We start from the raw sequence: 26,988 nt of genomic DNA, 5'->3' as shown, positions 1-26,988 counted from the left end.
GTCAGAGGCGGTCGCTCACATCGACCAGGCTGCCCTGTTCGTCACCCCAACCACCCCTGGAGAAGGTGATCGCGCCATCCACCTCAAGCTGCTCGTTGATCCAGCCAAGGATGGCCGGCCCAACGCGTGCCGGAGACGCTTCACCACGAAAACTGCGGAGGCTGAAGTGGTCAGCACCCTGCACCAACACCAAACGGTGACCGAACTGCACGGCCTTGCTCTCACGCATCGGAGCGATGGCTTCCGGACCCGAAGGCACCACCCAATCGCGGGTACCGCTGATCAGCAGCAACTTGGCTGGAAGGCTCTCCAAGCGGCTGCCGTCGAACAACAAACGCAAGGGCGGGCTGACGGCCACAACAGCCTTGACCCTTGGATCGGCAACAGCGGCTTGGTTAACCCCCGACAGCCAACTGCATTGGAGCACCCAGCTGATGTTTCGCTCCGGATCCTTGAGGTCGTTGCAACGGGCTTTGAGTCTGTAATCAATAGGAACACCACCGGCCAATTGGAGCGTGGTGGTGGCTCCCCAGGAATGACCCACCACCGCTACGGCATCGGTATTCAAGTTGGCGTCTGCCAGAAGACGGCGTGCACTGATGGCATCCAACAAAGCGGACACATCAAGGGGCCGAAGACGCAATTCTTCAGGACCCGGCGGCGGCGCATCACCAGCGAGCATCGCCTTCTGCTGATTGAGATCGCTGCCGGGGTGGTCTGGCAGCAGCACGGTGTAGCCATGGGCAGCCAGCACCTCACCCCAACCTTCAAAGGATTCCGGATCGTCCCAGAGCCCGTGGGAAATCAAGACCAAGCGACCATTCCCAGGCGCTGCAGGCTGAAGCATCAGAACCCGCAGGGGTTTCGGCCGATGGGGCACAGGCACCTGAACAACCTCACGGGACCAACTGGGCCGCAGTGGACCCCGCAGAGCAGCCGTCACTGATGCGGGCTCAACGGAACGGGCCAAAGCAACCCCCTCCTCAAGATTGGTTTTAAGCCGATTGGCCACCTCAGCGAGACGCGACAGATCGATCGATGCCTGTTCTCCAGGCAACTCCCGCAAAAAACCAAGGATGTTGGGTTGCCCCCGGAGTTCAGCACGAATCAGGGCCTCGGTCAGCATCCGCCCGCTCACATCCGGCTCAACTCCTTCAAGAGCCACCACCTGCGTCGCCGCATGGAGGGCCTGCTCCAGAAGCGGCTGACCGGTCGATCCCGCCAGCAACGCCTTGGTTTCCAAGGGCAGTGGCGTGAGGAACACCTGGCGCAACAGCGGCAACAACTTGCCACCACTGGCCAGTTCCAGATCCTGCAGATCCGGACTGGACTGGATCAATTGTTCAGCGGACTCACCGTCATCGAAGTTGATCGTGATCTCCGTTTCCAGGAACGGCAGTCGCAACACCAGCCGCTCCAATGCTGAAGCGGGACCCCCTGCCAAGGCCAGCGAGATGCCAACACCCAGGGCGGCCAGGTGTGTCCGAAGTCGAGCCATCAAGCTGCCAGGGGAACGGGAAGTTCAGGGGGATGCTGCTCCAAAACCCGGCTGAGATAACGGCCTGTGTGACTGGTGGGGTGCTGGGCAACCTCCTCTGGAGTCCCCGTGACCAAGATCTCGCCTCCACGATCACCACCTTCAGGGCCGAGATCGATGACCCAGTCACTGCAACGAATCACATCGAGATTGTGCTCAATGCAGATGATTGAATTGCCCTTGTCCACCAATCGCTGCATCACGTCCATCAGCTTGTGCACGTCATAAAAGCTGAGACCGGTCGTGGGCTCATCGATCAGATAGAGGGTCTTGCCGGTGGCCCGCCGTGACAATTCCGTCGCCAACTTCACCCGCTGGGCTTCACCCCCCGAAAGAGTTGGCGCCGGCTGGCCAAGTTTGACGTAGCCCAAGCCCACATCCACCAGCGTGCGTAACCGATCTGCAGCCTGAGGAATTGCATCGAACACCTCAGCGGCCTGCTCCACCGTCATCTGGAGCACATCAGCAATGGTGTAACCCTTGTATTTGACCTGCAAGGTTTCGCGGTTGAACCGAGCGCCCTTACAGACATCGCACTGAACGTAGACGTCCGGCAGGAAGTTCATTTCAATCACATTCACGCCCTGACCGCGGCAGGCCTCACAGCGGCCGCCCTTCACGTTGAAACTGAATTGCCCCACCTGGTAACCACGGGCCTTCGCCTCCACCGTGGCAGCGAACACCTGCCGGATCGGATCAAAAGCACCGGTATAGGTGGCCGGATTGGATCGGGGCGTCCGTCCAATCGGGCTCTGATCGATCACGATCACCTTGTCGATCGACTTCAGGCCCCGCAGCTCCCCCACACCCTGCGGGAAGGGCACTTTGAAACCCAGGCCGTTTTCCAGAGCCGGATGCAAAAGCTCATTCACCAGGGTGCTCTTGCCGCTGCCGCTTACACCGGTGACGGACACCAGCCGTCCCAGTGGAAACTCAACCGAAACGTTCTTGAGGTTGTTGCGATTGCAATCGATCAGCTTGAGGGAACGTGAACCGCTCTGGCGGCGTTCGGCCGGCGTGGGAATGGAACGGCGGCCGCTCAGATAGGCACCGGTGAGGGATTCGCTGCTCGCAACCAAGTCATCAAAACTTCCCTCGGCAACGATGTGGCCACCATGAACACCGGCACCGGGACCAATATCCACCACGTGATCTGCAGCACGGATGGTGTCTTCATCGTGTTCCACCACCACCAGGGTGTTTCCAAGATCCCTGAGCCTCACGAGAGTGTTCAGGAGACGATCGTTGTCCCGCTGGTGCAGGCCGATGCTCGGCTCATCGAGCACGTAAAGCACCCCTGTGAGACCAGCGCCGATCTGAGTGGCCAACCGAATGCGCTGGGCCTCACCGCCGGAGAGCGTCATCGCCGGACGATCCAAGCTGAGGTAATCCAGACCGACATCCAGCAGAAACTTCAAGCGCAGGCGGATTTCCCTGAGCACCAGATCACCGATCTGAATCTGACGGGGACTCAATAAAGGCTCTGAACCCTCATAGGCACCAACGCCCATCAATTTTTCGATCCGTTCCAGGGTCTGACCGACGCTGACAGCAGTGAGTTCTGGAATCCGATACGGGCCGACCGTCACAGCCAGGGCTTCCGGTCGGAGCCGCTGACCGCCACAGGCTTCGCAAGGTACGAGCTCGAGATACTTCTCCAACTTCTGCCGTTGGGCTTCACCGCTGGCATCGCGAAGCTGCCGCTCAAGAATCGGAAGAATGCCTTCGAAAGGGCGGGTGTATCCCCCTTTGCCCTTGCGATACCGGCTATCGGCCTGAATCAGAATCGGTTCACGGCTTCCGTTGAGCAGCACATCCCGCTGGTCATCCGTGAGCTCATTCCATGGGGTCTTGATCTCAAAGCCGAAGGCTTCACCAACCGAGAACAACAGTGAAAAGTAATAACTGTTGTCTTTCTCTGCCCAAGGGGCAACGGCGGAATAAACGGGCTGACTGGGATCCGGAATCACCCGGTCCACTGTGAATTTGCGCAAATGCCCGATGCCATGGCAAGCCTCACAGGCGCCATAAGGGCTGTTGAACGAAAACAGTCGCGGCGATAGTTCCTCCATCACAGCGCCGTGAACGGGGCAGGCGAAGTTCTCGGAGTAGAGCCGCTCCCGTTCAACGCCGTCAGGAAGCTCCTCACCTTTCTTGGGCACCACCTCCACAAGCGCCAAACCATCGCCACGTTTGAGAGCCGTGCGCAACGAATCGGTCAGCCGTTCCTGCACTCCCTCACGGGACACAAGGCGATCGACCACCACCTCAATGTTGTGGCTGTGGTTCTTGTCGAGTTCAATGTTGTCGGCCAGTTCGCGCACCTCACCGTTGATGCGCACCCGAGCAAAACCCTCAGCCGCCAGGCCACTGATCAGCTTTGTGTGGGTGCCCTTTTTGCCACGCACCACCGGCGCCAGCAATTGATACCGGGTTCCCTCCGGCAACAAAAGAATCTGATCGACCATCTCGTCGATGCTCTGCGGCTTAATCGAGCGACCGCATTTGGGGCAATGGGGTTCGCCAGCCCGGCCGAACAGCAAACGGAGGTAGTCCTGAATCTCCGTAACGGTGCCCACCGTGGAGCGCGGATTGTGACTGGTGGATTTCTGATCAATGGAGATCGCGGGGGACAACCCTTCGATGGCATCGACATCGGGCTTGTCCACCTGGCCTAGGAACTGCCGGGCGTAAGCCGACAGACTTTCGACATAGCGGCGCTGCCCTTCCGCAAAGATCGTGTCGAACGCCAGCGAGCTCTTACCGCTGCCACTCACCCCGGTGAAGACCACCAACTTGTTGCGGGGAATCGTGACGTCGACGTTCTTGAGGTTGTGCTGTCGAGCACCCCTCACCCGAATCACGTCATCCTGATTCGCCAGCGGGTCAGCTGAGTCAGTGATCTTGGCAGCAGCTCGCGCCATCAGGACCCGTTGGAAGGCCCAAAAGCTTAGGAAGAACCGAAGCCTTCAAGCTGTTCGCTGGTCCAGCAGGCTGGCTGCATAGGCATCGGCCTGATCGCCACCAGCGAGATCAGCCAGCTCCTGGCGACGTTCCTGGGTGTCCCGCAGTCGGGACACTCGCGAATGGGTCACGCCATCCTCAACATGCTTGCTGACCCGGAAATGATGATCAGCAACCGCTGCCACAAGCGGTTGGTGGGTGACGCAAAACACCTGACGCTGACGGGCCAGAGTCTGAAGGAGATTCGCCATCGCTCCACTGACGCGTCCACTGACGCCGGCATCAATCTCATCGAACAGCAGCGTGCTGGACCCATCCACAGCGGCAAGGGTGGTCTTGAGGGCCAGCAGAAAACGGGACATCTCACCCCCAGACGCCACCTCCGTCAACGGTGCCATCGGCTGGCCGGGATTGGCAGAAAACAGGAACTGCACAGCATCCGCACCATGCTCAGCGGGATCACAGGGGGTGAGATCCACCTTGAAACGCACGTTGGCCAGCCCCATGGGAGGCAACAAGTCCAGCAACGAGGCCTCCAGAGCCTCCGCCGCCTTGGAACGCTCGCGATGCAGTGCCGCATTGGCCTGATCACGCGTCTGGCGTCGGTCGTTCTCGTCCTGGTGCAGGCGAGCGAGATCCGCCGCGAATCCCTCAGCACCCAGACGATGAAACAGGTCATCTCGACGCTGAATCAAACCGGCCAGATCAAGGCCATAGCGGCGCTGTAGGCGTTTTAAAACCGACAGTCGGTCTTGGATCCGCTCGAGATGGTCTGGATCGCTCTCAAGTGCAAGACCGTAGTGATCGAGGGAACGCAGCAAAGCATCCACACCAGCCTCAAGATCCAGAGCCTGATCCCGCAGGGACTCAAGCGAACCATCCAACTGGGCCATGGCCTGCAGCTCCTGGATGCACATCGCGAAATGATCCTGCAAAGAAGGCCCCTGATCCGCGCCATCGCGGAGACGCCCAAACAGCACGGCCAGCCCCTCCAACAGCCTCACGCCATGAACAAGGCGGTCCTGGTCCTGTTCAAGCCGCTGCTGTTCGTCGGGGTCTTCCAGATCGGCAGCCTGCAGCTGCTCCAGCTGCTCCTCCTGTTCAGCCCGCTCCTGTTCGGAACGTTGCTGCTCCTGCTCGAGGGCCATCAGAGCATCAGCAGCCAGGCGCCATTTGCTCCAGGCATCAGCCACTTGCTGTTTAATCGCCGCCAGCTGGGAGCCACCGAGACGGTCCAACCAAAGACGTTGTTGCCCAGCGCGTGACAACAACTGGGTCTGGCCTTGAACGGTGAGATCAATCAGCAGTGGTCTGAGCTCAAGCAACTGCTGACGGTTCACCGTGCTGCCGTTCAGACGGCAGCGACTGGAAAAGCGATCACCGTCTTGCCGTTTCCACTCACGGCTAATCAGGAGCTCCTCTTCAGGGTCAAACTCCGCCGCAACCAGCCACTGTTCAAGGGATGGGCTGAGTTGAAATGCAGCCTCAATCCTGGCTCGATCAACCCCAGCGCGAAGCAGACGAATACCACTGGCACCCTGGGCTCCCCCAAGAACCGCATCGAGGGCATCAAGAAGAATCGACTTGCCTGCGCCGGTTTCACCGGTGAGCACCGTGAAGCCGGAGCTGAACTCCAGTTCAAGACTCTCGATCAGAGCGATGTTCTGCAGCAGCAGACCGGTGAGCACATCCAGCCCTGTGGTGATGCCGACCGTAGCGGCGGCCTGGGTCGTTTAGAAGGGGGGTCGCACATCCCTTTTATTGATGGCGCAAGAGCTCGGGGATTTCATCGAAGCCGCGGGGTTGCTCGAGTACGACCCCGCCGCCATCACGCGGATTTATGCAGGCCATCCCCAGCGGCTGATCCGACGGCTCTGGCAAACCCTGGTGCCCATCGGCTTGTTGCTACTGGGTGTCGTCTTCGACTGGATCTTCCAGTTACTGAAAGACGAGCAACGGGCCCGGGATCGAGCCCGCGAGTGCGCAGAACTGCTGGTGGATCTCGGCCCCGCCTTCATCAAAGCCGGCCAAGCACTCTCCACCCGACCGGACATCGTCCCGCCGCTGCTGCTGGAGGAACTGGCCCAGTTGCAGGACCAACTGCCTGGCTTCGACAGCGGCCTGGCCATGGCCTGCATCGAGGACGACCTGGGGGCACCGGTGGATGACATTTTCGAGCAGCTTGACCGGGATCCGATTTCCGCCGCCTCCCTGGGACAGGTGCACAAGGGAACCCTCAAGGGTGGCGCCAGGGTTGCGGTGAAAGTGCAGCGCCCCGGCCTGCGCGAACAGATCACCCTGGATCTGTACATCGTGCGCAACATCGCAGCCTGGCTGAACAGCAACATCGGACTGATCCGCAGCGACCTCGTCGCCTTGATCGACGAACTGGGGCGACGGGTGTTCGAAGAAATGGACTATCTCAACGAGGCCTCGAACGCTGAGACCTTCGCTGAGCTGCATCAGCACAACCCTCGAATCGCTGTTCCGACGATCTACCGCAGCGCCACCAGTCGCCGCGTGCTGACGATGGAATGGATCGACGGCGTCAAACTCACCAATCTGGATGCCGTTCGGGAACTCGGTGTAGATCCAGACGACATGGTGGAGGTGGGCGTGAATTGCAGCCTTCAACAGTTGCTGGAGCATGGCTTCTTCCATGCCGACCCCCACCCCGGCAATCTCCTGGCCCTCGAGGATGGACGCCTCTGTTATCTCGACTTCGGGATGATGAGCGAGGTCAGCCGCGAGTCACGCACGGGTTTGATTCAAGCGGTTGTTCATCTGGTGAACCGGAACTTCGGGAAGCTCTCCAAAGACTTCGTCACCCTTGGTTTCCTGGCGGAAGACGTGAACCTGGAACCGATTGTTCCGGCCTTTGAGAAGGTCTTCAGCCAAGCGTTGGAAGCCGGCGTCAACCGCATGGATTTCAAAGCGGTCACCGATGACATGTCCGGTGTGATGTACAAATTCCCGTTCCGGGTACCGCCCTATTACGCCCTAATCATTCGGTCACTGGTCACCCTCGAGGGCATCGCTCTGAGTGTGGATCCGAACTTCAAGATTCTCGGTGCGGCGTATCCCTACTTCGCGCGTCGGCTGATGGAAGACCCGGATCCCCAATTACGTCAGAGCCTCAAGGAGATGCTGTTCGACGGAGATGCCTTCCGCTGGACCCGTCTGGAAAATCTTGTGTCTAGCGCTGCAAGTCAGGCCCAACTGGACCTGGAAGCGCTACTCGACCAACTGCTCGACTTCCTGTTCTCTCCCAAGGCGGGACTGCTTCGGGATCAATTGGTGACCGCCGCCGTGGAGAGACTGGACGCTCTGGGGTGGTCCACGATGCAGCGCCTGGGTCGACGTCTACCTAAACGACTGCAACCCTCCGCCATCGCCCAGACGCCTCCAGGGCTCTCGGATCCACTGATGCAACTGGAGCCAGTACGAGAATTGATTCAGGTGTTGCAGTCATTGCCGGGGTTCAAACCGGAACTTCTGCTGCGACGGATGCCCAGAGTTCTGAATGAGCCGGACACCCGCCGTATGGGATTCCAAGTGGCTCAAGGGCTGGCCGAACGAGGAGTTGTCCGCCTGGTGCGGGTCGCCGCTGGAGTTCCTGCCTAAGTTCCTGAGAACACCGTCAGCGTGATGCTTCTCAAGCCCTTCACCCGTTCGTCACTGCTGGCCATGGCGGCAGGACTTGGAATCGGTTGGAGCAGCGTCATGCAACCTCTGCATGCCGCCACGGATGTAGCCCTTGTCAGTGGTGCCTTCCGCCGCTCGATTCCCGTCAAGGAATTTGAACACCTGGCCGAGACCGGTGAAGCCATCGGCCTGCTGGGCAATCTGCTTGAACTGTCCGGGCAGAACCCTCAGGAGGTATCGCGGATGCTGAATCAGAGCCTCGAACTTCCGCTAGTGCTTACCAGCCGTTTAATCAATACACGGATCGGTGAAGCCATCCTGCGCCGTGCTTCACGCATCATCTACCCCATCTACACACCGGAACCCGAGGTCAGTGTTCCGGCGATCCGAGCAGGGGTGATCAGTGGATTGCAAAGCGAGGAAGGCCTCACCGCTGTGAGCTTTCTGAAGGGGTATCCCAATGCCGTTATGGCGGTGAACCTGCCAGCTTTGTTTGGGGTGATTGAGAAAGCGGAATCGATTGCCGGCCTGGTGCAGTTTTTCTCCGACTCCCCCTTGGACGGACTGAAGGACGCGCAACCCTGACCAATTCCTGAACGGACGCCGCCTAGATTCCGGAAATCCCCCCATCCCAGCCGGTGTCCCTGTTTCAGAACCTCCGTCGGCGTTTCACTGCCACCCCTGTGATGCAGGACTGGCCTGGACTGATTGAGGCCTATCGCAGCTGGCTTCCCGTCACCGATGCAACCCCGGTGATCACCCTTCGGGAGGGAGCCACTCCTCTGATTCCCGTGCCATCGATTGCGGAACAGATCGGCAAGGGCGTGAAAGTGTTCGTGAAATACGACGGCCTGAATCCCACAGGGTCCTTCAAGGACCGGGGCATGACCATGGCCATCAGCAAAGCCAAGGAAGCCGGTTGTGAAGCGGTGATCTGTGCAAGCACAGGCAACACCAGTGCAGCAGCAGCGGCCTATGCCCGGCGGGGAGGAATGCGGGCCTTCGTGTTGATCCCTGATGGCTATGTCGCCCAGGGAAAACTGGCTCAAGCTCTGGTGTATGGCGCTGAGGTCTTAGCGATCCGCGGCAACTTCGATCGTGCCCTGGACATCGTTCGGGAAGCGGCGGAGAAGTATCCGGTCACCCTGGTGAACTCGGTGAACCCCTACCGGCTTCAGGGCCAAAAGACGGCTGCTTTCGAAATCGTGGATGCCCTCGGAGACGCACCCGACTGGCTTTGCATTCCCATGGGCAACGCAGGAAATATCACCGCCTATTGGATGGGTTTTCAGGAATATCAGCAGGCGGGCCGGAGCCGGAACCTGCCCCGGATGATGGGCTTCCAGGCCAGCGGATCAGCTCCTCTGGTGAACAACACGACGGTGACGGACCCCGAAACCATCGCCACAGCCATCCGCATCGGCAACCCGGTCAACCGAGCCAAGGCCCTGGCGGCACGTGAAGCCAGCAAAGGAGCATTCCTGGATGTCACCGATGCGGAAATCATCGAAGCTTACAAGCTCTTGGGCGGCCAGGAGGGAATCTTCTGCGAACCCGCCAGTGCTGCATCTGTGGCAGGCCTGCTCAAACGCAAGGATGAAGTACCAGCTGGCTCAACGGTGGTCTGCGTTCTGACCGGCAACGGCCTCAAGGATCCCGACTGCGCCATCAGCAACAACGACGCCGCCTTCCACACCGACCTCAATCCCGATCTCGACACCGTTGCCAATGTCATGGGCTTCTAAAACGGCATTCCCTCGACGTCCTTCAGCCCCCTCAACGGGGGCTTTTTCATGGCCATTGGACAAAACCAGCCGACAAAGCGGCTGCAGAAAACAACCAAAAACCGAATGCACACGCTGTGGAAAACGGGTGAAAACAACTCCTCCGGCCAAGTGGATGGTTTTCCACCTGCTGTGAAGACGTGGAAAACAGGTCTGCACTCCCCATTCCGTAAAAAATTCTCCTCAAGCATTGGTGAAGCAGAACTCTCTTGACCACTGACTTTCAAGCAGCTTTCCCCCTTTTCCCCAGGCCCTACTACGACTGTTTTAATTTTATTTTTTAAATCCATAAGAACAAAACAGCCGAAAAGAGGATCCCGTTGCGCTGGCCATTGCACTTCCCCTCAGCCTGTGAAACGGTGGGGCACCTCAGCGCACTCAGGTCGTCAGGACGATGAAGGTGGTCTGTTCACAGTCCGAACTGAATAGCGCCTTGCAATTGGTGAGCCGTGCGGTGGCAACCCGGCCCACCCACCCCGTTCTGGCCAATGTGTTGCTTACGGCCGATGCTGGAAGCAATCGCCTCAGCCTGACGGGGTTCGATCTGAGTCTGGGGATTCAGACCTCTCTCGCCGCCAGTGTGGAAACCAGTGGAGCGATCACGCTTCCGGCCCGATTGCTGGGAGAGATTGTCTCCCGTTTATCCAGCGATTCTCCAGTCACTCTCGCGGTAGAAGATGCCGGCGAGCAGGTTCAGCTCACCAGCCTGAGTGGCAGCTATCAGATGCGCGGTATGAGTGCTGATGACTACCCCGATCTCCCGATGGTGGAGAGCGGCATGACGCTCAAACTTCAGCCTGAACGGTTGGTGCAGGCACTCAAGGGCACCCTGTTTGCGAGCAGCGGCGATGAAGCGAAGCAACTGCTCACCGGTGTTCATTTGAAGTTCAACCAGCGGGCTCTAGAAGCTGCTGCCACCGATGGACACCGCCTTGCTGTACTCAATGTTGACGAAGCTCTGCAGGATGCGGCCATCGCTGATGCCGTTGATGAACAGGGTTTCGCGGTGACCCTCCCCGCACGTTCTCTTCGAGAGGTCGAGCGTTTGATGGCGTCCTGGCGTTCCGATGAACCCGTCAGTTTGTTTTGTGATCGTGGCCAAGTGGTGTTTCTCGCTGCCGACCAGATGGTCACCAGTCGCACGCTGGAGGGCACCTATCCCAATTACGGCCAGTTGATTCCCGATGGATTCACCCGCACGTTCGGGATGGATCGTCGTTCATTGATTGCTGCTCTGGAACGCATTGCTGTTCTTGCTGATCAACACAACAACGTCGTGAAATTCAGCAGTCAGCCTGAGGAGGGTGTTGTGTTGATCAGTGCTGATGCACAGGATGTGGGCAGCGGCTCCGAGTCACTACCAGCCAGCCTTGATGGTGATGCCATGCAGATTGCTTTCAATGTTCGCTATTTGCTGGATGGTCTCAAGGCCATGGGCTCTGATCGGATTGTTCTGCACTGCAATGCACCCACCACGCCGGCTGTGCTTCGTTCCGATGAAACGTCTGAAGCTTTCACGTATCTGGTAATGCCCGTTCAGATTCGTTCCTGATGTGTCTCTTCCGGATCAGCTTCTCCTCAGTGATCTTCTGAGTCATACCGTCCGCTGTGATCTGGGCTTGGATCACGGACCTGGGGTGATGGCCTGGATGCATCCGCCCGTGCATCGGTTGCTGGGTTGGGTCAGCCGACCGTCAGCTCTGCGTATGTCTCGCGATGTGTGGCGTTTGAACCAATGTTGTGGTTTTACGGATCAGCAGGTGTTTGTGCGCGGCGAACCGGCGGTCACCGATCAGGTGATGCTGGAACGCTTGCCGACGTTGATGGAGGCAACGTTGCTTGATCGTGATGGTGAGCGAATTGGCAGCGTTGTTGATCTTGATTTCCGACCAGCGGACGGCGCGATTCTTCACTATCTGATCGCCCGCAGCGACCCGCGACTTCCAGGGAGTTCCCGCTGGCGTTTGGCTCCGGATCGCATCCTTGACCAGCAACCGGGTCAGATTCAAACCGCCCTGATGGGATTGGATGATTTGCCGATGGCCCGCGCCAGTGTCCGTCAAGACCTGCTCCAACGCACCCAACGTTGGCGGGACCAGTTGCGCGTCATGGGTGATCGGGCCGGCGATCGCCTGGAGGGTTGGTTGGAGGACTCACCAATGGATGATCTGCGGCCAGAGCCCATCCGCTCTTCGCTAGGGGACGTCGAATCAGAGGCCGTCTCTGAGCGTGAATCTGAGGTCTGGGACGACGACAGCTGGGAGGAAACTCCGTCCCCCCGCCGCCGACAGGACGAAGACCCCTGGGTCTGACGGTCGGTCGGCAACACTGGGGGGAGGTGCTCCGCGATTCGTGGTTTCCTCCCCTGCGTACGACATAGCTGCAGCCCTGAAGCAGGAAGGGCTTAAGCCCAGTGACTGGGATGAGATCTGTCGGCGGCTCGGTCGTGAGCCGAACCGAGCTGAGTTGGGCATGTTCGGTGTGATGTGGTCCGAACATTGCTGCTATCGCAATTCCCGGCCCTTGCTGAGTGGTTTCCCCACTGAGGGACCGCGCATTTTGGTAGGACCTGGAGAAAATGCTGGCGTGGTCGATCTCGGTGGGGGCCACCGGTTGGCATTCAAGATCGAAAGCCATAACCACCCCTCCGCCGTTGAACCCTTTCAGGGGGCGGCAACAGGGGTGGGCGGGATCCTGCGTGACATCTTCACGATGGGGGCCCGTCCGATCGCGCTGCTGAATGCCCTGCGCTTTGGTCCCCTTGAGGACTCCGCCAATGTTGGCCTGATGGAAGGTGTGGTGGCTGGCATTGCCCATTACGGCAATTGCGTCGGCGTGCCGACGGTGGGAGGTGAGGTGGCCTTTGACCCCTCCTATTCCGGTAATCCCCTGGTGAATGCCATGGCACTCGGTCTGATGGAGACCGAGGAGATCGTCAAATCCGGAGCGATCGGCGTTGGCAATCCCGTGGTTTATGTGGGCAGCACCACCGGTCGGGATGGCATGGGGGGAGCCAGCTTTGCCAGTGCTGAGCTGAGTGCCGATTCCTTGGATGATCGCCCCGCTGTTCAAGTGGGTGATCCGTTTCTGGAGAAAGGGCTGATCGAAGCTTGTCTTGAGGCCTTTGCCAGTGGTGATGTGGTGGCAGCGCAGGACATGGGTGCTGCTGGGCTCACCTGCAGCTGTTCGGAAATGGCCGCCAAAGGGGGTCTGGGGGTGGAGCTGGATCTCGACCGCGTTCCGGCCCGTGAAACCGGGATGACGGCTTACGAGTTTCTGTTGTCGGAATCCCAGGAACGGATGTTGTTCGTGGTCAAGGCCGGGCGGGAGGAGGCGCTGATGCAGCGGTTCCGTCGCTGGGGATTGCAGGCGGCGGTTGTGGGCAAGGTGCTCCAGGAGCCGATTGTGCGGGTGTTGCATCACGGTGCTGTTGCTGCTGAGGTGCCCGCCACAGCTCTTGCCGATGACACCCCGATCGAAAAACATGCTCTGTTGCAGGAGCCCCCGGCGGATCTTCAGGCCCTCTGGAGCTGGACCGAGCAGGAGCTTCCTGAGCTGAGCGATGCAGCTGCAGCTCTGCTTCAGCTCTTGGACGATCCCACCATCGCAAGCAAGCACTGGGTTCACCGTCAGTACGACCAGCAGGTGTTGGCCAACACAGTGGTGTCATCCGGCGCAGCCGATGCCGCTGTGGTGCGGCTGAGACCTCAGCAGGGTGACGGATCGATGGCTGCGTCCAACCGTGGTGTTGCCGCCACGGTGGACTGCCCCAACCGTTGGGTCGCTCTTGACCCCGAACGTGGTGCGCAGGCGGCCGTCGCTGAAGCAGCACGCAACCTCAGTTGTGTGGGAGCTGATCCCCTGGCGGTCACCGACAACCTCAATTTCCCTTCACCGGAAACGCCGAAGGGGTTTTGGCAGTTGGCCATGGCCTGTCGGGGGATTTCCGACGCCTGCCGCGCCCTTAATACCCCCGTTACCGGCGGGAACGTCTCCTTGTACAACGAGACCAAACAGGATGACGGCACGATGCAGCCGATTCATCCCACGCCGGTGATCGGCATGGTTGGTTGTGTGGATGACATCAGTCGTGTGACTGGTTTGGCTTGGCAGCAGCCCGGCGATTCAATCTTTCTCATCGGCGTTCCGCCGGATGATGTTGCAGATCCCAGCCTTGGTTTGTCGGGCAGTGCTTATCAGCAGCAGAGCCTTGGGTCTCTGGCAGGACGTCCGCCCCAGCCCGATCTCGTTGTCGAAGCCGCAGTGGGGTGTCTGGTTCGTGAGGCCATCGCTCAGGGTCTGCTGGCCTCCGCCCATGACTGCAGTGATGGTGGTCTCGCTGTGGCTTTGGTTGAATCTTGCATCGCCTCTGATCTCGGCATCAATGTGACGTTGACGACAGGTTCAGCGCGTTTGGATCGGGTGCTTTTCGCTGAAGGCGGCAGTCGCGTCATTGTGTCTGTGAACGCAGCCTGCCTCCCTGGCTGGGAGCAGTTGATCGGAGCCCGTGCAGGACTCTCTGTCACTTCGCTTGGCAGCGTCACAGCGGAGCCTCGCGTGGTGATCCGATCTGAATCTGCAGTTCAGCTCGATCTTGAGGTTGAACGGTGCGCAGCTGTCTTCCGTGATGCGTTGCCCCGACGGATTCATTCGGAGTGATTGAGTCAGGCGTTTCCTGACGGCCGATTCTCTTCCTTTTCTCTCTGTCTACGGATTCATCATGTGCGGCATTATCGGCATGTTCTGTGTTGACTCAGTCAACCAACAGATCTACGACAATCTGCTTCTGCTTCAGCACCGTGGGCAGGATTCGGCTGGGATTGTCACGATGGATAATCACACCTTCCATGTGCACAAACAAAAGGGACGTGTGCGTGAAGCGTTTCGCACCCGAGACATGCGAAAGCTTTTGGGCAATGCTGGTATCGGTCATGTTCGCTATGCGACGCGTGGTGCTGCTGCTTCTGAGGAGGAAGTTCAGCCCTTTTATGTGAATGCTCCCTATGGCATCACCTTTGTTCACAACGGTAATCTCACCAACACTCTTCAGCTCGAGCAGGATCTATTCAGGATTGATCGTCGTCATACAAATTCGACGAGTGATACGGAGATGTTGCTCAATGTGTTGGCTACCGAGGTTCAATCTCAGCTCACGGGACGAGATCTCACGCCGGATCAGTTGTTTGATGCGGTGGCATCTCTGCATCACCGCGTTCAGGGCTCCTATGCGGCCATTGCTCTGATTGCGGGTCATGGAATGCTGGCGTTCCGTGATCCCTATGGAATTCGTCCTCTGATTTTGGGTAGGCGTTTATCCGACCAGGGTCAGGAGGAGTGGATTGTCGCTAGTGAGTCGTTGGTGATTGAAAACAGTGGTTACGAGATCGTTCGCGATGTTGATCCTGGTGAGGCCGTATTTATCGACGTCAACGCCAACTTGCACCAGCGTCAGTGTGCAGATTCTCCTCGGTTGATTCCTTGTGCTTTTGAGTACGTCTATCTGGCACGGCCGGATTCTCTAATGAACGGTATTTCAGTCTATGAGTCGCGTTTAAGGATGGGTGATCGTCTTGCTAAAACGATTTCTGAAACATTACCGGCTGGAGATATCGATGTTGTGATGCCGATTCCGGATTCAGCGAGGCCGTCTGCGATGCAGGTCGCCAAGCAATTGGGTCTTGACTATCGCGAAGGTTTTTATAAGAACCGCTATGTCGGTCGAACCTTCATTATGCCGGGTCAGGCGGAACGAAAAAAATCAGTACGTCAGAAACTAAATGCCCTTGGTCCTGAATTCGCCGGCAAGAATGTGTTAATTGTCGATGATTCTATTGTTCGCGGTACCACCTCCCGCGAAATTGTTCAGATGGCGCGTAGTGCCGGTGCCAACAAGGTGACATTTACATCAGCGGCTCCCCCTGTCCGCTATCCCAATGTTTATGGAATCAACATGCCGACCAGGGCGGAACTCCTTGCCCATGGTCGAACAATTGATGACATTTCAGATGTTCTTGGTGCTGATCATGTTGTTTATCAGACCGTTGAGAATTTGCTGGAAAGCATTGTCGAAAATACCGACATCAAGGATCTAGAGATGTCCTGTTTTGATGGGCATTATGTAACTGGTGGTATTGATGAAGAGTATTTCAGGTGGTTGGAGCAGAATTGCAGCTCCTAATGATCAGCTATTCAGTTGAATTGTGTTGATCACTTCAACGATTGTTTCACCATTCTGAAGAGAAGTTTGTTGGCTTAATCTTTCTCCTGGTTGTGTGATGTTGATGTCGTCCGGATCCATGCGCCCGTGACGCTCTTTGCTTGTCCGCACTCCCACGAGTCCGGTTTGATCGCTGATCCCGACAAGACGATCAGATTCGCTGTCAATCTCAACGGCCATGCTGCCGAGATCGCCGCGTTGGTTGTATCGCAGGCCTGAGCAATCGACACGGCTGATCAACCCCTGTTTGCTGATCAGCATGAGTGGTGTCTGTTCTGCGCAGACAGCTCCGATGATCTGTTCCCCTGGTAGCAATCGCATGGTCATGGGTCCCTGTGCCAATCGACCCATCAATGGAAGGGAGTCCTCGGTGACCCGCAGACGCAACAGCCGACCGATGTCGCTGATCAGAACCAGTGTTCCCTGGTCGCGGCAGATCACAGCAGTGTTGAGCTCGACGCCTTCCTTCAATTTGAGAACGCTTGTGGCTCGACCGGAAAGGTCCACGACCTCGCTCAGAGGAATTCGTTTGAAGCGACCATCGCTGCTGAGTAAGCCCAGACTGTGATCATCTGTGTTTTGGTGGGGCAGCGACAGAAGGGAGACGATGCGGTCTCCATCGAGGCCGGTGGGCAGGAAACGCCCGATCTGACCAGGCTGTTGTCCGGCAAATTCCCAACGAACCTGGGCAATGCGGCCGCCGGCACTCACCGCCAGAAGTCGCGGTGGGGGTTCGATCGGCAGGATCACCTGTGCCGGAGACGGTGCGTCGCCAATCGGGCAAGGATCATTGAGATGGAGGCGTCCCAGCACCTGAGGGGTGACGATTTTTACTTGTCCATCGGCTTGGATCAGCACCCGACCATCCCCAGGCAGTGCGGATAGGGCCTGCTGACGCAGGAGTTCTGTATTCGGCCGTTGGCTGGCTGCCCGTTCGGCCATCAGTGCATCGCCACCTTCCACGAATCGGGTTCGACGGGGGGTGTTGAAGCGCTTCTTCAACCCCTTGAGTTCCGTCACCATCGCGTCAAGCAATTGATCCCGGTTGTCGAGCAGCAACTTGAGGCGTTGACGTTCCGCCCGCAGTTCATCCAGCTCCTGTCGCAGGCTTTCCTGCTCGAGTCCCGTCAGGCGCCTGAGGGGCATGGCCAACACTGCATCCGCCTGACGTTCGCTGAGGTCGAGCCGCACCATCAAGCTCGCGCGGGCCGATGCAGCGTCATTGGCCTCTTGAATCATGGCGATCACGGCCTGAAGATTGTTCAGGGCCGTGATCAGTCCTTCTACGACCTCAAGCCTGTCTTCTGTCTTGCGGAGCGCATGACTGGTGCGTCGAATCAGCGTCAGTTCCCTGAAATCGAGAAAGGTCTGCAGCAGTTGGCGTAAGGAAAGCTGCTGGGGTTGTCCATCAACGAGGGCCAGCAGGATGGCTCCGAAGTTGCTCTGCAGAGCCGTTCGTCGTTGCAGATCCTTCAAAACCTTGTCTGGATCCGCATCACGGCGCAGTTCCACCACAACGCGCATGCCTTCCCGGTCGCTTTCGTCACGGATATCGGCGATTCCACCGATCTTTCCGTCGTTGACGGACTCGGCCAGCTTTTCAATCCAGCCGGCCTTGCTGAGCTGGTATGGCAATTCCGTGACGACAACGGCATTGCGCTTGTGGCGCCCTTTGCCGGGTTGCACCTCTTCGGTGTGGGCGACGCCTCGCATCGGGATACTGCCGCGTCCACGCAAATAGGTGTCCTGTAGCCCCGAGCTGATCAGCACTTCACCGCCGGTTGGAAAGTCCGGCCCTGGGATCAGTTCCAGAAGCTTCTCGTCACTCACTTCCGGCTTCCGGACCAGGGCGATCAGACCATCCACCACTTCTCCCAGATTGTGTGGCGGGATGCTGGTGGCCATGCCGACGGCGATGCCAGAGCAGCCGTTTAGCAGCAGGAAGGGGAGCTGGGCAGGCAGAACGGTGGGTTCCTGTTGGGATCCATCGAAGTTCGGCGCAAAATCAACCGTGTCTTCACCGATCTCCTCAAGCATCGCCTGGTGGGAGATGGGCGCCAGGCGGGTTTCGGTGTACCGCATCGCCGCCGGTGGGTCGTCGTCCACCGAGCCGAAATTGCCGTGGCCGTCAAGCAGTGGGTGACGGCTGGAGAAGGTCTGAACAAGCCGCACCAGGGCGTCATAAACCGCCTGATCACCGTGGGGGTGGTACTTGCCCAGCACGTCACCAACGACCCTCGCGCATTTGCGGTAAGGACGGTCTGGGGTGAGCCCCAGTTCCTGCATCGCGTAGAGGATGCGTCGTTGGACGGGCTTCAGACCATCGCGGGCATCGGGCAACGCCCGACCCACGATCACGCTCATCGCGTATTCGAGGTAGGAGCGCTGCATCTCCTGATGCAGAGCGATCGGTTGAACGCGCTCCTCAGCCATTCGGTCTGTCGATCTCCGACCGGAAGGCGCTCAGCCTACAGATGATCACTGGCTTTTCTTCCACGTTGCGTTGGCTTGGGCCCGTTCAACAATGTTGGTGAGCTCCGGCTCACCGAGCAATTGTGCCGTCGCTTCACGGATGCGACGACCCCAGAGCTGTTCCGCTTGGTGCAATGGCAAGACGTAGTTGGGGTTTTGGGCCAGTGCTGTTGATGCCAGCTGGATCGCTTCTGTCTGCTCACCTTGTTGGTGCAGAGCTGCGGCCAGAGCCAGCATGGGTTCTGCATTGGCCTCCAGCTTCAACACCCGGCGCCAGCGACGCACGGCTTCTTGATGCTGGCCTAGCTCATAGAGAACCAGCGCTTGGTTGTTCAGGGCTTCCCAGAACGCCGGTTTCAGTGCCGTGGCTTTTTCAAACGACTCCAGTGCCAGTGGCAGTTCGTTCTGCATGATCCTGGCGTTGCCGAGGTCGAAATAGGCCGCAGCATTCTTCGGATCCAACTGAAGTCCGCGGGCAATCAAAGGCACAGCGTCATCCGGTCGCTCTGCCCGCAGGGCGATCGCTGCTTCGGCAAACCAGAGGCCAGCTTTCTCGGGATTCAGTTCCTTGGCGCGGGCCAGAGACCGGCTCGCATCCTTGAGGTCGTTGTTGCGGAGTTGCGCCTCCGCCAGGATCGACCAGAACCGTTCGTCATTCGGATTGAGCCGAACCGCCAGAGCCGCGAGTCGAGCCGCATCTTTGGCCTGCCCTAGCTGCAGCAACTGAGCAGCAGTCCGTCCGATGCCGATCGATGAACCTTTGAGCTCCTCTTCGGTGGGCAGATAGACGTAGGGAATGAGGGCGTTGGCTGCCGGCGCGCCGAACCAACCGCCGAGGACCATCAGTGCAGCCGCCAGCGTTCGACTGAAGCGAATTCGACGCAGCACTGGTTCGTTGTTGGAGTGGCTAAAGCGTAGGTGTGGGATCCGGTTGTGCTGCAGCGGCATTGCGGCGCCACATCCAGGGTTTAATCCGCCGCAATGCCGACCCTCGCAGGTTCTGGTCCCAGACCTTGTCATCCCAGTGCTGGACGTCGTTCCGGTGCAGGTTCAGCAGCCACGGGCGCGGCTGCACATCGGGATCGTTGCTGTGGGGCAATGTCCGATGGTTCCAGGGGCAGACGTCTTGGCAGATGTCACACCCCGCCACCCACGGCCCAAGGGCAGCGCGAATGCTCTCCGGTAGAGCCTCCGCTCGGTTTTCGATTGTGTGAAAGGCCAGGCAGCGCCTTGCATCCACCACAAAAGGTTCACGGATCGCATCCGTCGGGCATGCATCCATGCAGGCGGTGCAGCGTCCACAGAGGCTTCGCGCTGGTGGGTCGGCGTCCAGGGGCTCGGTGGTCAGGAGATGGCCGATCACCATCCACGAGCCCCGTTGGGGGTGAATCAGATTGCTGTGCTTGCCGATCCAGCCCAGCCCGGCTTCCTCGGCCCAGGCCTTGTCCAGCAGCGGTGCAGCGTCAACACAGGCTCGCCAGCCACATTCGGGCCGCTGTTCAGATAGCCAACGACCAATCCTCCGGAGCCGTTGATCAACAACACGGTGGTAGTCCCGTCCCCAGCCATAGCGGGCGACCTTGAGGGATCCGGGGGAGGGTTGGTCGTTGACGTAATAGTTGAGGCCGACGGCAAGCACGCTGCTGAGTCCTTCCAACAGAAGTGTTGGATCTCGACGTCGGGGGGCTGCCATCCAGGCCATGTCGGCCTGATGCCCATGGTCCAACCAACGCTGTAGGGCTTCCGTACGCAGCTGCAGCCGTGGACTTCCCGGGATCCTGGCAATCCCAACAGGATTGAAGCCCTCCTCGGCGGCGCGGCGCTTCAGGGCCTGACTTAACCGCGTCTGTTGATCGGTGACATGCCCTTGCATCGACCTTAGTGTTGGGCGCTATTAAGCATCTTCTTTGTGACCGGCACCGAGACAGGACGATTTGCACCCTTGCTGCGGTGGCTCGGCTTGACCCTTGTGGTGATCCTCGTGTTGCAGATGGTGGCTGTTTTGGTGGGCGTCGACTGGAGCGCGGATGCTCCCCGCCCGCAGGTCACCGGCCCCCTGGTGGCCCTGGCTCCTCTGGGTTTTGCCGGTTTGCTGATCTGCCTGATTGGGTCCCGGCTGGATCACCCTCAGCAGCAGCGCAGTCCTCTGCGCCTGCTGGTTGCCGTTTGTTCAGCACTGTTAGCTCTCGGCATGGTGATTGCCGTTCCCATGTCGATGGATGGTGGAGCAGGTGACGTTGCCCGTTTGCGCAATCTTGAGCAGGGCCGCGAAGCCCTCAAGGATGCTCGGGCCTTCCGCGCCGATGAAGCGCAGGTGACGTCCCTGGGTGAGCAGCTGGCCCAGGCTGGTCAACTCGCTGCGGATGCCTCCGATGAGGACAAGTTGCGGGCTGCCGAAACGATGGTTGACGATCAGATCGCACAGATGGAGAAGCAACTCAAGACCGTTGAGGCCGGCCAGACACGCGAATCCAGGCAGAGGTTCATTGGTGGAACCATCAATGCTGTGGTCCTCGCCGTCGCTTTTGTGCTCCTTGCTTTCACGGCAGTGCTCTGACCGCTGGTTAGGTTGGTCAGACTTCATTCAAAGCTGGGCGCAGAGGCTCCTTGGTCCAGTCCAATCCCAGACCTGATCTGCCGCTGTCCGCAAGGCTTCGGCAGGATCTGAAGAACGACCTGATCGCAGGGTTGCTCGTGGTGATCCCACTCGCGACCACGATCTGGTTGTCAACAATCGTCAGTCGCTTCGTTCTGGCGTTCTTGACCTCGATCCCGAAGCAGTTCAATCCCTTCATCACCCTGAACCCACTGCTTCAGGATCTGATCAATCTGGCTCTCGGTCTCACGGTGCCTCTGATGGGCATCCTCCTGATCGGATTAATGGCCCGAAATATCGTTGGTCGCTGGCTGTTGGAGTTCGGTGAAGGCACCCTGAGCCGGATCCCCCTCGCTGGGTCGGTTTACAAGACCCTGAAGCAGTTACTGGAGACCTTTCTTCGCGACAACTCCACCCGGTTCCGTCGAGTTGTTCTGGTGGAGTACCCAAGAGAGGGGTTATTCAGCGTCGGTTTTGTGACCGGTGAGGTGGGTCCCTCGCTGCAGTCCGATCTGAAGGAGCCTCTTTTAAGTGTGTTCATTCCCACCGCTCCGAATCCAACCACCGGTTGGTACACCCTTGTTCCTGCGGGGTCCGTCCGGGAGCTTGAGATCAGTGTTGAAGAGGCCTTCCGAACGATCATTTCTGCTGGCATCGTCAACCCCGATGATCGGGAAGCACCTGTGAATCGAAGTTTCTCCAGCCTCATGGCCCAGTTGCGGGCTTCTGCATCTCCTTCCAGCTGAGTCATGGCGACACGATCTCTTTCACGCGAGCTAGCTCTGCTCGTGCTCGGTCAGGTGCCGGAACAGAAGTCAGCCTCAGTGGCTGATTTGGCCCTTGATTCCATCCTTGATCAGGCCCTCGACACCCTCACCCAGCATTGGCGCGAATCGCTCGATGCCAGTGCTGCAGAGCTGGAGCAGGCGCAGCAGTCATTGCTGGACAGCGAGTTGCAGCAGGGCGAAACCGGAACCCATGACGCTGTGCGCACCCATCTGCGCTCATCCTTGAGTGCGGCTGAACAGGTGCTGAACGGATTGTCCGCCAGCCTTGAGTTGCCTCGGCTGTTGTTGCTCGGGGACCAGGAGCAGATTCGCCGTGGTGCCATGGAGCGGGTTCAGAAGGTGCTGACCCAGCGCGAGGGCATCGACACACGGCTGGATCAGGTGATGGAGGGCTGGAGACTGACGCGTCTTCCGCGGATTGACCGCGACATCCTCCGGTTGGCTGTTGTTGATCTTGAAAGCCTGCGAACTCCAGCCCCGGTGGCGTTTAACGAAGCGGTTGAACTGGCCAACCGTTACAGCGATGAGCAGGGTCGCCGGATGATTAACGGTGTCTTGCGCCGGTTTCATGACGCTCAATCCAAAGCATCAGCCTGATGGTGTTCAACTGGTTCGAACGACAGGCTGAGGAGTCTCCGAAGCCAGAGCCGACGCCCACCCCGGCGCCTACATCGGAGCCGTCTCCTGCCCCGGAGCCCACGTCGGTTTCTTCTGAAGTTGCTGTCACCCAACCAGAGCCGACCCCAGCTCCTGAAGTCAACGAGGAGGAAGATGAGGCCCTGGCTTGGGCCCGTGAGGCTTACGCCCGCTTGAAGGCACAGCAGCAGGCCGCGACGCCTCCAGCTGAAGCTGTCCCCGAGCCCACTCCTGAGCCGAGTCCCGAACCAACCCCGGCACCAACCCCGGTACCGGCACCGGTATCCCTACCGACTCCGTCCCCGCTACCGAGTCAGCCACCAACCCAGGCGCCGTCCCCAACACCAGCACAAGGGCTGTCGTTGCTGGAGCAAGCCGCGGCTCAACGCCAGCAGCGTCAGCAGGATCTGGACAACAGAGCCTTCGAGGCTCCCCCTGCACCCACTCCGGCTCCAGCGCCCGAGCCCACCGTCGACTCGGATGAGCCACGGCTGGGTGACTTTGATCAGGATTTCACCTGGTCGGCTGAGGTGCTTGCGGCCCAGGGCCGTCGTGTCGATCAGGTTTCCCTCGAGGAAATTGATTGGTTGGGCCGGCTTCGCCGCGGCCTCGAGAAGACCCGTCAGGGTTTTGTGACCGGTCTTCTCGAGAACCTTGGTGACGATCCGCTGACGCCTGAGGTTCTCGACGATCTCGAAACCTTGTTGTTGAGGGCTGATGCTGGCGTCCAGGCCACTGATCAGGTGCTGGATGCCTTGCGGCAGCGGATGAATCAGGAGGTGGTTGACCCTCAAGAAGGGATTCGCTTCCTCAAAGAACAGCTGCGTGGCCTGTTGGATGCGCCCATTCAGGCCAGTGGTGTTCCCCTTCTGGCTCCGGAACGGGATCGCCTCAACATCTGGTTGATGGTGGGGGTGAATGGCGTTGGCAAGACAACGACCCTTGGGAAATTGGCCAACCTCGCTGTTCGCAGCGGTTATTCGGCTTTGATCGCGGCCGCAGATACCTTCCGTGCTGCTGCTGTCCAGCAAGTTGAGATCTGGGGCGAGCGCAGCGATGTCCCCGTGGTGTCGAACCCCAGCAGCAATGCGGATCCAGCTGCCGTTGTGTTCGATGCCATCGGTGCGGCCCGTTCGCGGGGGTCGGATCTGCTGCTGGTGGACACGGCCGGACGGCTGCAGACCAAGCACAACCTGATGGAGGAACTCCAAAAAGTCAGGAAGATCATCGACCGTTTGGCGCCGGAGGCGAAGGTCGAATCGTTGCTGGTTCTTGATGCAAGCCAGGGTCAGAACGGGCTTCGTCAGGCCATGGCTTTTGCTGAGGCGGCCGGGCTCACTGGCGTTGTGATCACGAAACTGGACGGCACAGCCCGTGGAGGCGTGGCTCTGGCGGTTTCGTCTGAGGCTGGCTTGCCGATTCGTTTTATTGGCGCTGGTGAGGGGATTCGCGATTTGCGCCCCTTCAACAGTTTTGAATTCATTGAGGCTCTGCTGGCTGGACGCTGAAGCGTTGCTACCTTGCGGATCCCGGTGGTGCGAGGTTGAGCAGCAAGCCGCCCGGACGTCATCCCAGGCCCTCGCAGCGGACCGGGAATCCTTCGCCCCAGGCGATCGACTCGTTGCGTCAGCTTTTTGACAGCCTCAGCAGCGAACAGCGCCGCAACCAGGACCTGTTGGTCTCCTTGGGGTTTGCTCTGCGCAGCTTCACCAATCTCCAACGCTTTCTTGAGCTTGTGCCTGTCGTGGCCTCGCGTCTGGTGGGGGTTGAGGGTGCCCTGCTGGTTCCGTTTCAGACGGATGGTCGCCTCTGGCGTGATCAGTTGCAGGGTATTCCGGTGGAGCCTTCACAGGATCTGTTGCGGCGGCTGGCTGCTTTTGAACCTGGGTCTGCAGCAGGGTTTGGCAGCGACGACCAGCAGGTGCTGGCGCTTGATCGTCTGGTCCAACGCTGCCTTCCCAAAGCGGGTCTGTTTGCCACGTCTGTGACGGCCCGTGGTCGGTCGCGGGGCCGCCTTTACGTCTATGCCCGCAACGGTTCATTGGTCTGGACCGAGGTGCATCGTCGGCATGTCCAGTTAGTGGCGGATCTCGCTGGTGTTGCGATCGAAAACGATCAGATGCTGCAGGATGCCCGCCGTCATGAGCGGGTTGACCGACAACTAAGCATCGGAGCAGAGATTCAGGCCCAGTTGTTGCCGGATCGGTGCCCCGTGATCGAGGGCGTCGACTTGGCTGCGCGGTGCCGGCCTGCTTTTCAGGTGGGCGGTGATTACTACGACTTCATTCCCACCCGTCCGGAACTGATCGGCCGTCGTCGAGAGCGGGGTCGCTGGGCGCTGGTGATGGGAGATGTCATGGGCAAAGGCGTTCCTGCCGGGCTGCTGATGACGATGTTGCGGGGGATGCTGCGTGCTGAGGTTCTCAGTGGGTTGCCGCCGGACCGGATTCTTCATGACCTCAACCAGTTGGCTCAAGAGGACCTCGCGCAATCCCACCGGTTTGTGACGCTGTTTTATTCCGATCTGGATCCGCGCACGTTGCGGTTGCGCTATGCCAACGCGGCCCATAACCCTCCCCTGCTCTGGCGTGCTGAACGACGGGTGATCATGCGGCTGGATGCCGCAGGGTTGCTGATCGGTCTTCAGCCTGAGGCTGAGTTTGCCCTTGGTGAGGTTCGGCTCGAACCGGGAGACGTGTTGCTCTATTACACCGATGGCGTGACGGAAGCACCGGGGATCACCGGAGATCGTTTTGATGAGGCGCGGCTGATTCGTGCCCTTGAAACGGCATGTCGCAGTGGTCAGGGGGCGCAGGGGATTCTTGAAAGCCTGTTTGAACGCTTGGACCGCTTTGTGGGTTCGGATCGCCAGCTGGAGGATGACGCTTCCCTTGTGGTGCTGAAGGTTCCGGAAGCGGTCACGTTGCCGAGCGTGCAGGGACGGTCAATCGCCTGACAAGCTGAGGAAATTGACGGATGAACTGATGGCTGGTGGGGTGACCGGTGGTGCTGCAGGGACCTGGAGCGATCGTTTTGAGCAGGGTTTGCATCCCTTCATCGAGGCGTTCAATGCCTCCATCGGTTTTGACCTGACGTTGCTTCAGGAGGATCTGGATGGATCGATCGCCCATGCCCGGATGTTGGCTGGCGCGGGAGTGATCACCGAGGCGGAAGCTGAGCAACTGGTGGAGGGCCTTGAGACAGTTCGTGCTGAGGCGGCGTCCGGCAGTTTTCAGCCCGGTTTGGAGGATGAGGATGTTCACTTCGCTGTGGAACGTCGCCTCATTGCTCTGCTGGGTCCAGTGGGCAAGAAGCTGCACACCGGACGCAGCCGCAACGATCAGGTCGGTACCGATTTACGGCTCTGGCTGCGGCGACGGCTGGATGGTCTGGATCAGGATCTGCAGCGGTTGCAGGGCGCGCTGCTGACCCAGGCGGATCGTCATCGCCGCACGATGATCCCCGGGTACACCCATCTGCAGCGGGCGCAACCGCTCTGTCTCGCCCATCACCTCCTCGCCTACGTCGAGATGTTGGAGCGCGACCGTGAGCGGCTCCAGGATGTGCGGAAACGTGTGAACATCTGCCCGCTTGGGGCTGCTGCACTGGCGGGTACACCGGTGCCGATTGATCGCCAGCGCACGGCGAAGGAACTGGGTTTCTCAGCGGTTTACGCCAACAGCCTTGATGCTGTCAGCGACCGTGATTTCTGCGTTGAGTTCTCTGCTGCTGCGTCCCTGGTGATGGTGCATCTGAGCCGTCTGGCGGAGGAGGTGATCGCCTGGGCGTCGGAGGAATTCGGTTTTGTGCGTCTCAGTGATCGTTGTGCCACCGGCAGCAGCCTCATGCCTCAGAAGAAAAATCCAGATGTTCCCGAATTGGTGCGGGGCAAAACCGGTCGTGTCTTCGGGCACTTGCAGGGGTTGTTAACCATGATCAAGGGTCTTCCACTGGCCTACAACAAGGATTTTCAGGAAGACAAGGAGGCCCTGTTTGATGCCTTCCGCACAACGCGTGATTGTGTTGAGGCGATGGCGATTTTGTTTGAGGAAGGCCTTGATTTCAGAGTTGAGCGCCTTAATGAAGCGGTGGAGCAGGACTTTTCCAATGCAACCGATGTGGCCGACTATCTGGTGTCTCGTGGTGTTCCATTTCGCGAGGCCTATCAATTGGTTGGCGCTGTCGTTCGGCGCTGTCTCGAGCAGGATTGTTTGTTGCGTGACCTTGATCTGAGTGCCTGGAAGGAACTCCATCCGGCCTTTGAGGCGGATCTGCATGACGCCCTGGCTCCCCGGGCGGTTGTGGCTGCTCGTCGCAGTGAAGGGGGAACGGGATTCGAGCGTGTTGAT

Annotated in this window: 20 protein-coding genes; 14 read left to right on the top strand and 6 right to left on the bottom strand. The window is 59.2% G+C overall.

All coding sequences use genetic code 11. The annotated features are described in order from the left end of the window. Position 1 precedes the first annotated feature (1 nt). The 3 genes from NCN06_RS08685 to recN are packed head-to-tail and all read right to left on the bottom strand — an operon-like array spanning position 2 to position 6,189. Positions 2-1,498 carry an alpha/beta fold hydrolase gene (locus NCN06_RS08685; RefSeq protein WP_226397553.1) on the bottom strand — a complete coding sequence of 499 codons (1,497 nt, stop codon included), beginning with the start codon at positions 1,496-1,498 and terminating at the stop codon, positions 2-4. Beyond that, positions 1,498-4,461, bottom strand: a complete 2,964-nt coding sequence (gene uvrA, locus NCN06_RS08680) for an excinuclease ABC subunit UvrA (RefSeq protein WP_226397554.1) — start codon at positions 4,459-4,461, stop codon at positions 1,498-1,500. Before uvrA ends, NCN06_RS08685 begins: the two co-directional genes overlap by 1 nt. A gap of 45 nt (positions 4,462-4,506) precedes the next feature. Beyond that, positions 4,507-6,189, bottom strand: coding sequence for a DNA repair protein RecN (gene recN / locus NCN06_RS08675; RefSeq protein WP_226397555.1), 1,683 nt, complete (start codon positions 6,187-6,189; stop codon positions 4,507-4,509). A 76-nt stretch (positions 6,190-6,265) separates the two neighbouring features. On the opposite strand from recN, the gene NCN06_RS08670 reads away from it, so the two are divergent. The 8 genes from NCN06_RS08670 (at position 6,266) to purF (ending at position 16,108) form a co-directional block, all read left to right on the top strand. Further along, positions 6,266-8,125 (top strand): ABC1 kinase family protein, encoded by a 1,860-nt coding sequence (locus NCN06_RS08670; protein ID WP_226397556.1) that lies wholly within the window; start codon positions 6,266-6,268, stop codon positions 8,123-8,125. Positions 8,126-8,149: 24 nt separating this feature from the next. Continuing rightward, positions 8,150-8,731: an alpha/beta hydrolase gene (locus tag NCN06_RS08665; protein ID WP_226397557.1), complete on the top strand. Its 582-nt coding sequence runs from the start codon at positions 8,150-8,152 to the stop codon at positions 8,729-8,731. 101 nt (positions 8,732-8,832) lie between these two features. Beyond that, positions 8,833-9,891 carry a threonine synthase gene (gene thrC, locus NCN06_RS08660; RefSeq protein ID WP_115024707.1) on the top strand — a complete coding sequence of 353 codons (1,059 nt, stop codon included), beginning with the start codon at positions 8,833-8,835 and terminating at the stop codon, positions 9,889-9,891. 48 nt (positions 9,892-9,939) lie between these two features. Beyond that, entirely contained in the window at positions 9,940-10,143 is a 204-nt protein-coding gene (locus tag NCN06_RS08655; RefSeq protein WP_226397558.1) for a hypothetical protein, read from the top strand. A gap of 181 nt (positions 10,144-10,324) precedes the next feature. After that, positions 10,325-11,482, top strand: coding sequence for a DNA polymerase III subunit beta (dnaN, locus tag NCN06_RS08650; RefSeq protein ID WP_250398860.1), 1,158 nt, complete (start codon positions 10,325-10,327; stop codon positions 11,480-11,482). 1 nt (position 11,483) lies between these two features. Next, positions 11,484-12,242 (top strand): RNA methyltransferase, encoded by a 759-nt coding sequence (locus NCN06_RS08645; RefSeq protein WP_226399043.1) that lies wholly within the window; start codon positions 11,484-11,486, stop codon positions 12,240-12,242. Between the two features lie 40 nt (positions 12,243-12,282). Continuing rightward, the gene (gene purL / locus NCN06_RS08640) at positions 12,283-14,589 is read left to right on the top strand and encodes a phosphoribosylformylglycinamidine synthase subunit PurL (protein WP_226399042.1); all 2,307 of its coding nucleotides are present in this window, start codon (positions 12,283-12,285) and stop codon (positions 14,587-14,589) included. A 61-nt stretch (positions 14,590-14,650) separates the two neighbouring features. Further along, positions 14,651-16,108, top strand: coding sequence for an amidophosphoribosyltransferase (purF, locus tag NCN06_RS08635; RefSeq protein WP_226399041.1), 1,458 nt, complete (start codon positions 14,651-14,653; stop codon positions 16,106-16,108). Positions 16,109-16,111: 3 nt separating this feature from the next. On the opposite strand, the gene NCN06_RS08630 is transcribed toward purF, so the two are convergent. Genes NCN06_RS08630 through queG form a run of 3 tightly spaced genes read right to left on the bottom strand, consistent with a single transcriptional unit; the run spans position 16,112 to position 20,492 of the window. Beyond that, positions 16,112-18,580 (bottom strand): DNA gyrase/topoisomerase IV subunit A, encoded by a 2,469-nt coding sequence (locus NCN06_RS08630; protein ID WP_250398859.1) that lies wholly within the window; start codon positions 18,578-18,580, stop codon positions 16,112-16,114. 45 nt (positions 18,581-18,625) lie between these two features. After that, positions 18,626-19,507: a tetratricopeptide repeat protein gene (locus NCN06_RS08625; protein ID WP_226408528.1), complete on the bottom strand. Its 882-nt coding sequence runs from the start codon at positions 19,505-19,507 to the stop codon at positions 18,626-18,628. A gap of 19 nt (positions 19,508-19,526) precedes the next feature. Beyond that, the gene (queG, locus tag NCN06_RS08620) at positions 19,527-20,492 is read right to left on the bottom strand and encodes a tRNA epoxyqueuosine(34) reductase QueG (RefSeq protein ID WP_226422802.1); all 966 of its coding nucleotides are present in this window, start codon (positions 20,490-20,492) and stop codon (positions 19,527-19,529) included. A 36-nt stretch (positions 20,493-20,528) separates the two neighbouring features. Here queG and NCN06_RS08615 point away from each other — a divergent pair, with 36 nt between their 5' ends. From NCN06_RS08615 to argH, 6 genes are all read left to right on the top strand, one after another. Then, the gene (locus NCN06_RS08615) at positions 20,529-21,176 is read left to right on the top strand and encodes an HpsJ family protein (RefSeq protein WP_226399038.1); all 648 of its coding nucleotides are present in this window, start codon (positions 20,529-20,531) and stop codon (positions 21,174-21,176) included. Between the two features lie 50 nt (positions 21,177-21,226). Next, positions 21,227-21,961, top strand: a complete 735-nt coding sequence (locus NCN06_RS08610; protein WP_115024716.1) for a DUF502 domain-containing protein — start codon at positions 21,227-21,229, stop codon at positions 21,959-21,961. 3 nt (positions 21,962-21,964) lie between these two features. Beyond that, a complete protein-coding gene (gene nusB / locus NCN06_RS08605) occupies positions 21,965-22,600 on the top strand; it encodes a transcription antitermination factor NusB (RefSeq protein WP_115024717.1) in 636 nt (211 codons plus the stop codon). Continuing rightward, on the top strand, positions 22,600-24,147 hold the full coding sequence (gene ftsY, locus NCN06_RS08600) for a signal recognition particle-docking protein FtsY (protein ID WP_226399037.1): 1,548 nt from the start codon (positions 22,600-22,602) through the stop codon (positions 24,145-24,147). The genes nusB and ftsY overlap by 1 nt, the downstream gene beginning before the upstream one ends. Positions 24,148-24,182: 35 nt before the next feature. Then, complete coding sequence (locus NCN06_RS08595) at positions 24,183-25,595, top strand: PP2C family protein-serine/threonine phosphatase (protein WP_166016036.1); 1,413 nt, start codon at positions 24,183-24,185, stop codon at positions 25,593-25,595. Positions 25,596-25,623: 28 nt separating this feature from the next. Beyond that, on the top strand, positions 25,624-26,988 hold a 1,365-nt coding region (gene argH, locus NCN06_RS08590; protein WP_250398874.1), incomplete at its 3' end, for an argininosuccinate lyase.

Source organism: Synechococcus sp. MU1648, from assembly GCF_023630615.1.
Classification (GTDB): Bacteria; Cyanobacteriota; Cyanobacteriia; order PCC-6307; family Cyanobiaceae; genus Parasynechococcus.
The sequence above is the reverse complement of the archived record's forward strand: the minus strand, read 5'-3'. Positions and strand labels throughout refer to the sequence as shown.

Coding starts and splice junctions, on each gene's coding strand:
- NCN06_RS08685 (WP_226397553.1), bottom strand. CDS start 1,498: ATGGCTCGACTTCGGACACACCTGGCCGCCCTGGGTGTTGGCATCTCG.
- uvrA (WP_226397554.1), bottom strand. CDS start 4,461: ATGGCGCGAGCTGCTGCCAAGATCACTGACTCAGCTGACCCGCTGGCG.
- NCN06_RS08670 (WP_226397556.1), top strand. CDS start 6,266: ATGGCGCAAGAGCTCGGGGATTTCATCGAAGCCGCGGGGTTGCTCGAG.
- NCN06_RS08665 (WP_226397557.1), top strand. CDS start 8,150: ATGCTTCTCAAGCCCTTCACCCGTTCGTCACTGCTGGCCATGGCGGCA.
- thrC (WP_115024707.1), top strand. CDS start 8,833: ATGCAGGACTGGCCTGGACTGATTGAGGCCTATCGCAGCTGGCTTCCC.
- NCN06_RS08655 (WP_226397558.1), top strand. CDS start 9,940: ATGGCCATTGGACAAAACCAGCCGACAAAGCGGCTGCAGAAAACAACC.
- dnaN (WP_250398860.1), top strand. CDS start 10,325: ATGAAGGTGGTCTGTTCACAGTCCGAACTGAATAGCGCCTTGCAATTG.
- purF (WP_226399041.1), top strand. CDS start 14,651: ATGTGCGGCATTATCGGCATGTTCTGTGTTGACTCAGTCAACCAACAG.
- NCN06_RS08630 (WP_250398859.1), bottom strand. CDS start 18,580: ATGGCTGAGGAGCGCGTTCAACCGATCGCTCTGCATCAGGAGATGCAG.
- queG (WP_226422802.1), bottom strand. CDS start 20,492: ATGCAAGGGCATGTCACCGATCAACAGACGCGGTTAAGTCAGGCCCTG.
- nusB (WP_115024717.1), top strand. CDS start 21,965: ATGGCGACACGATCTCTTTCACGCGAGCTAGCTCTGCTCGTGCTCGGT.
- ftsY (WP_226399037.1), top strand. CDS start 22,600: ATGGTGTTCAACTGGTTCGAACGACAGGCTGAGGAGTCTCCGAAGCCA.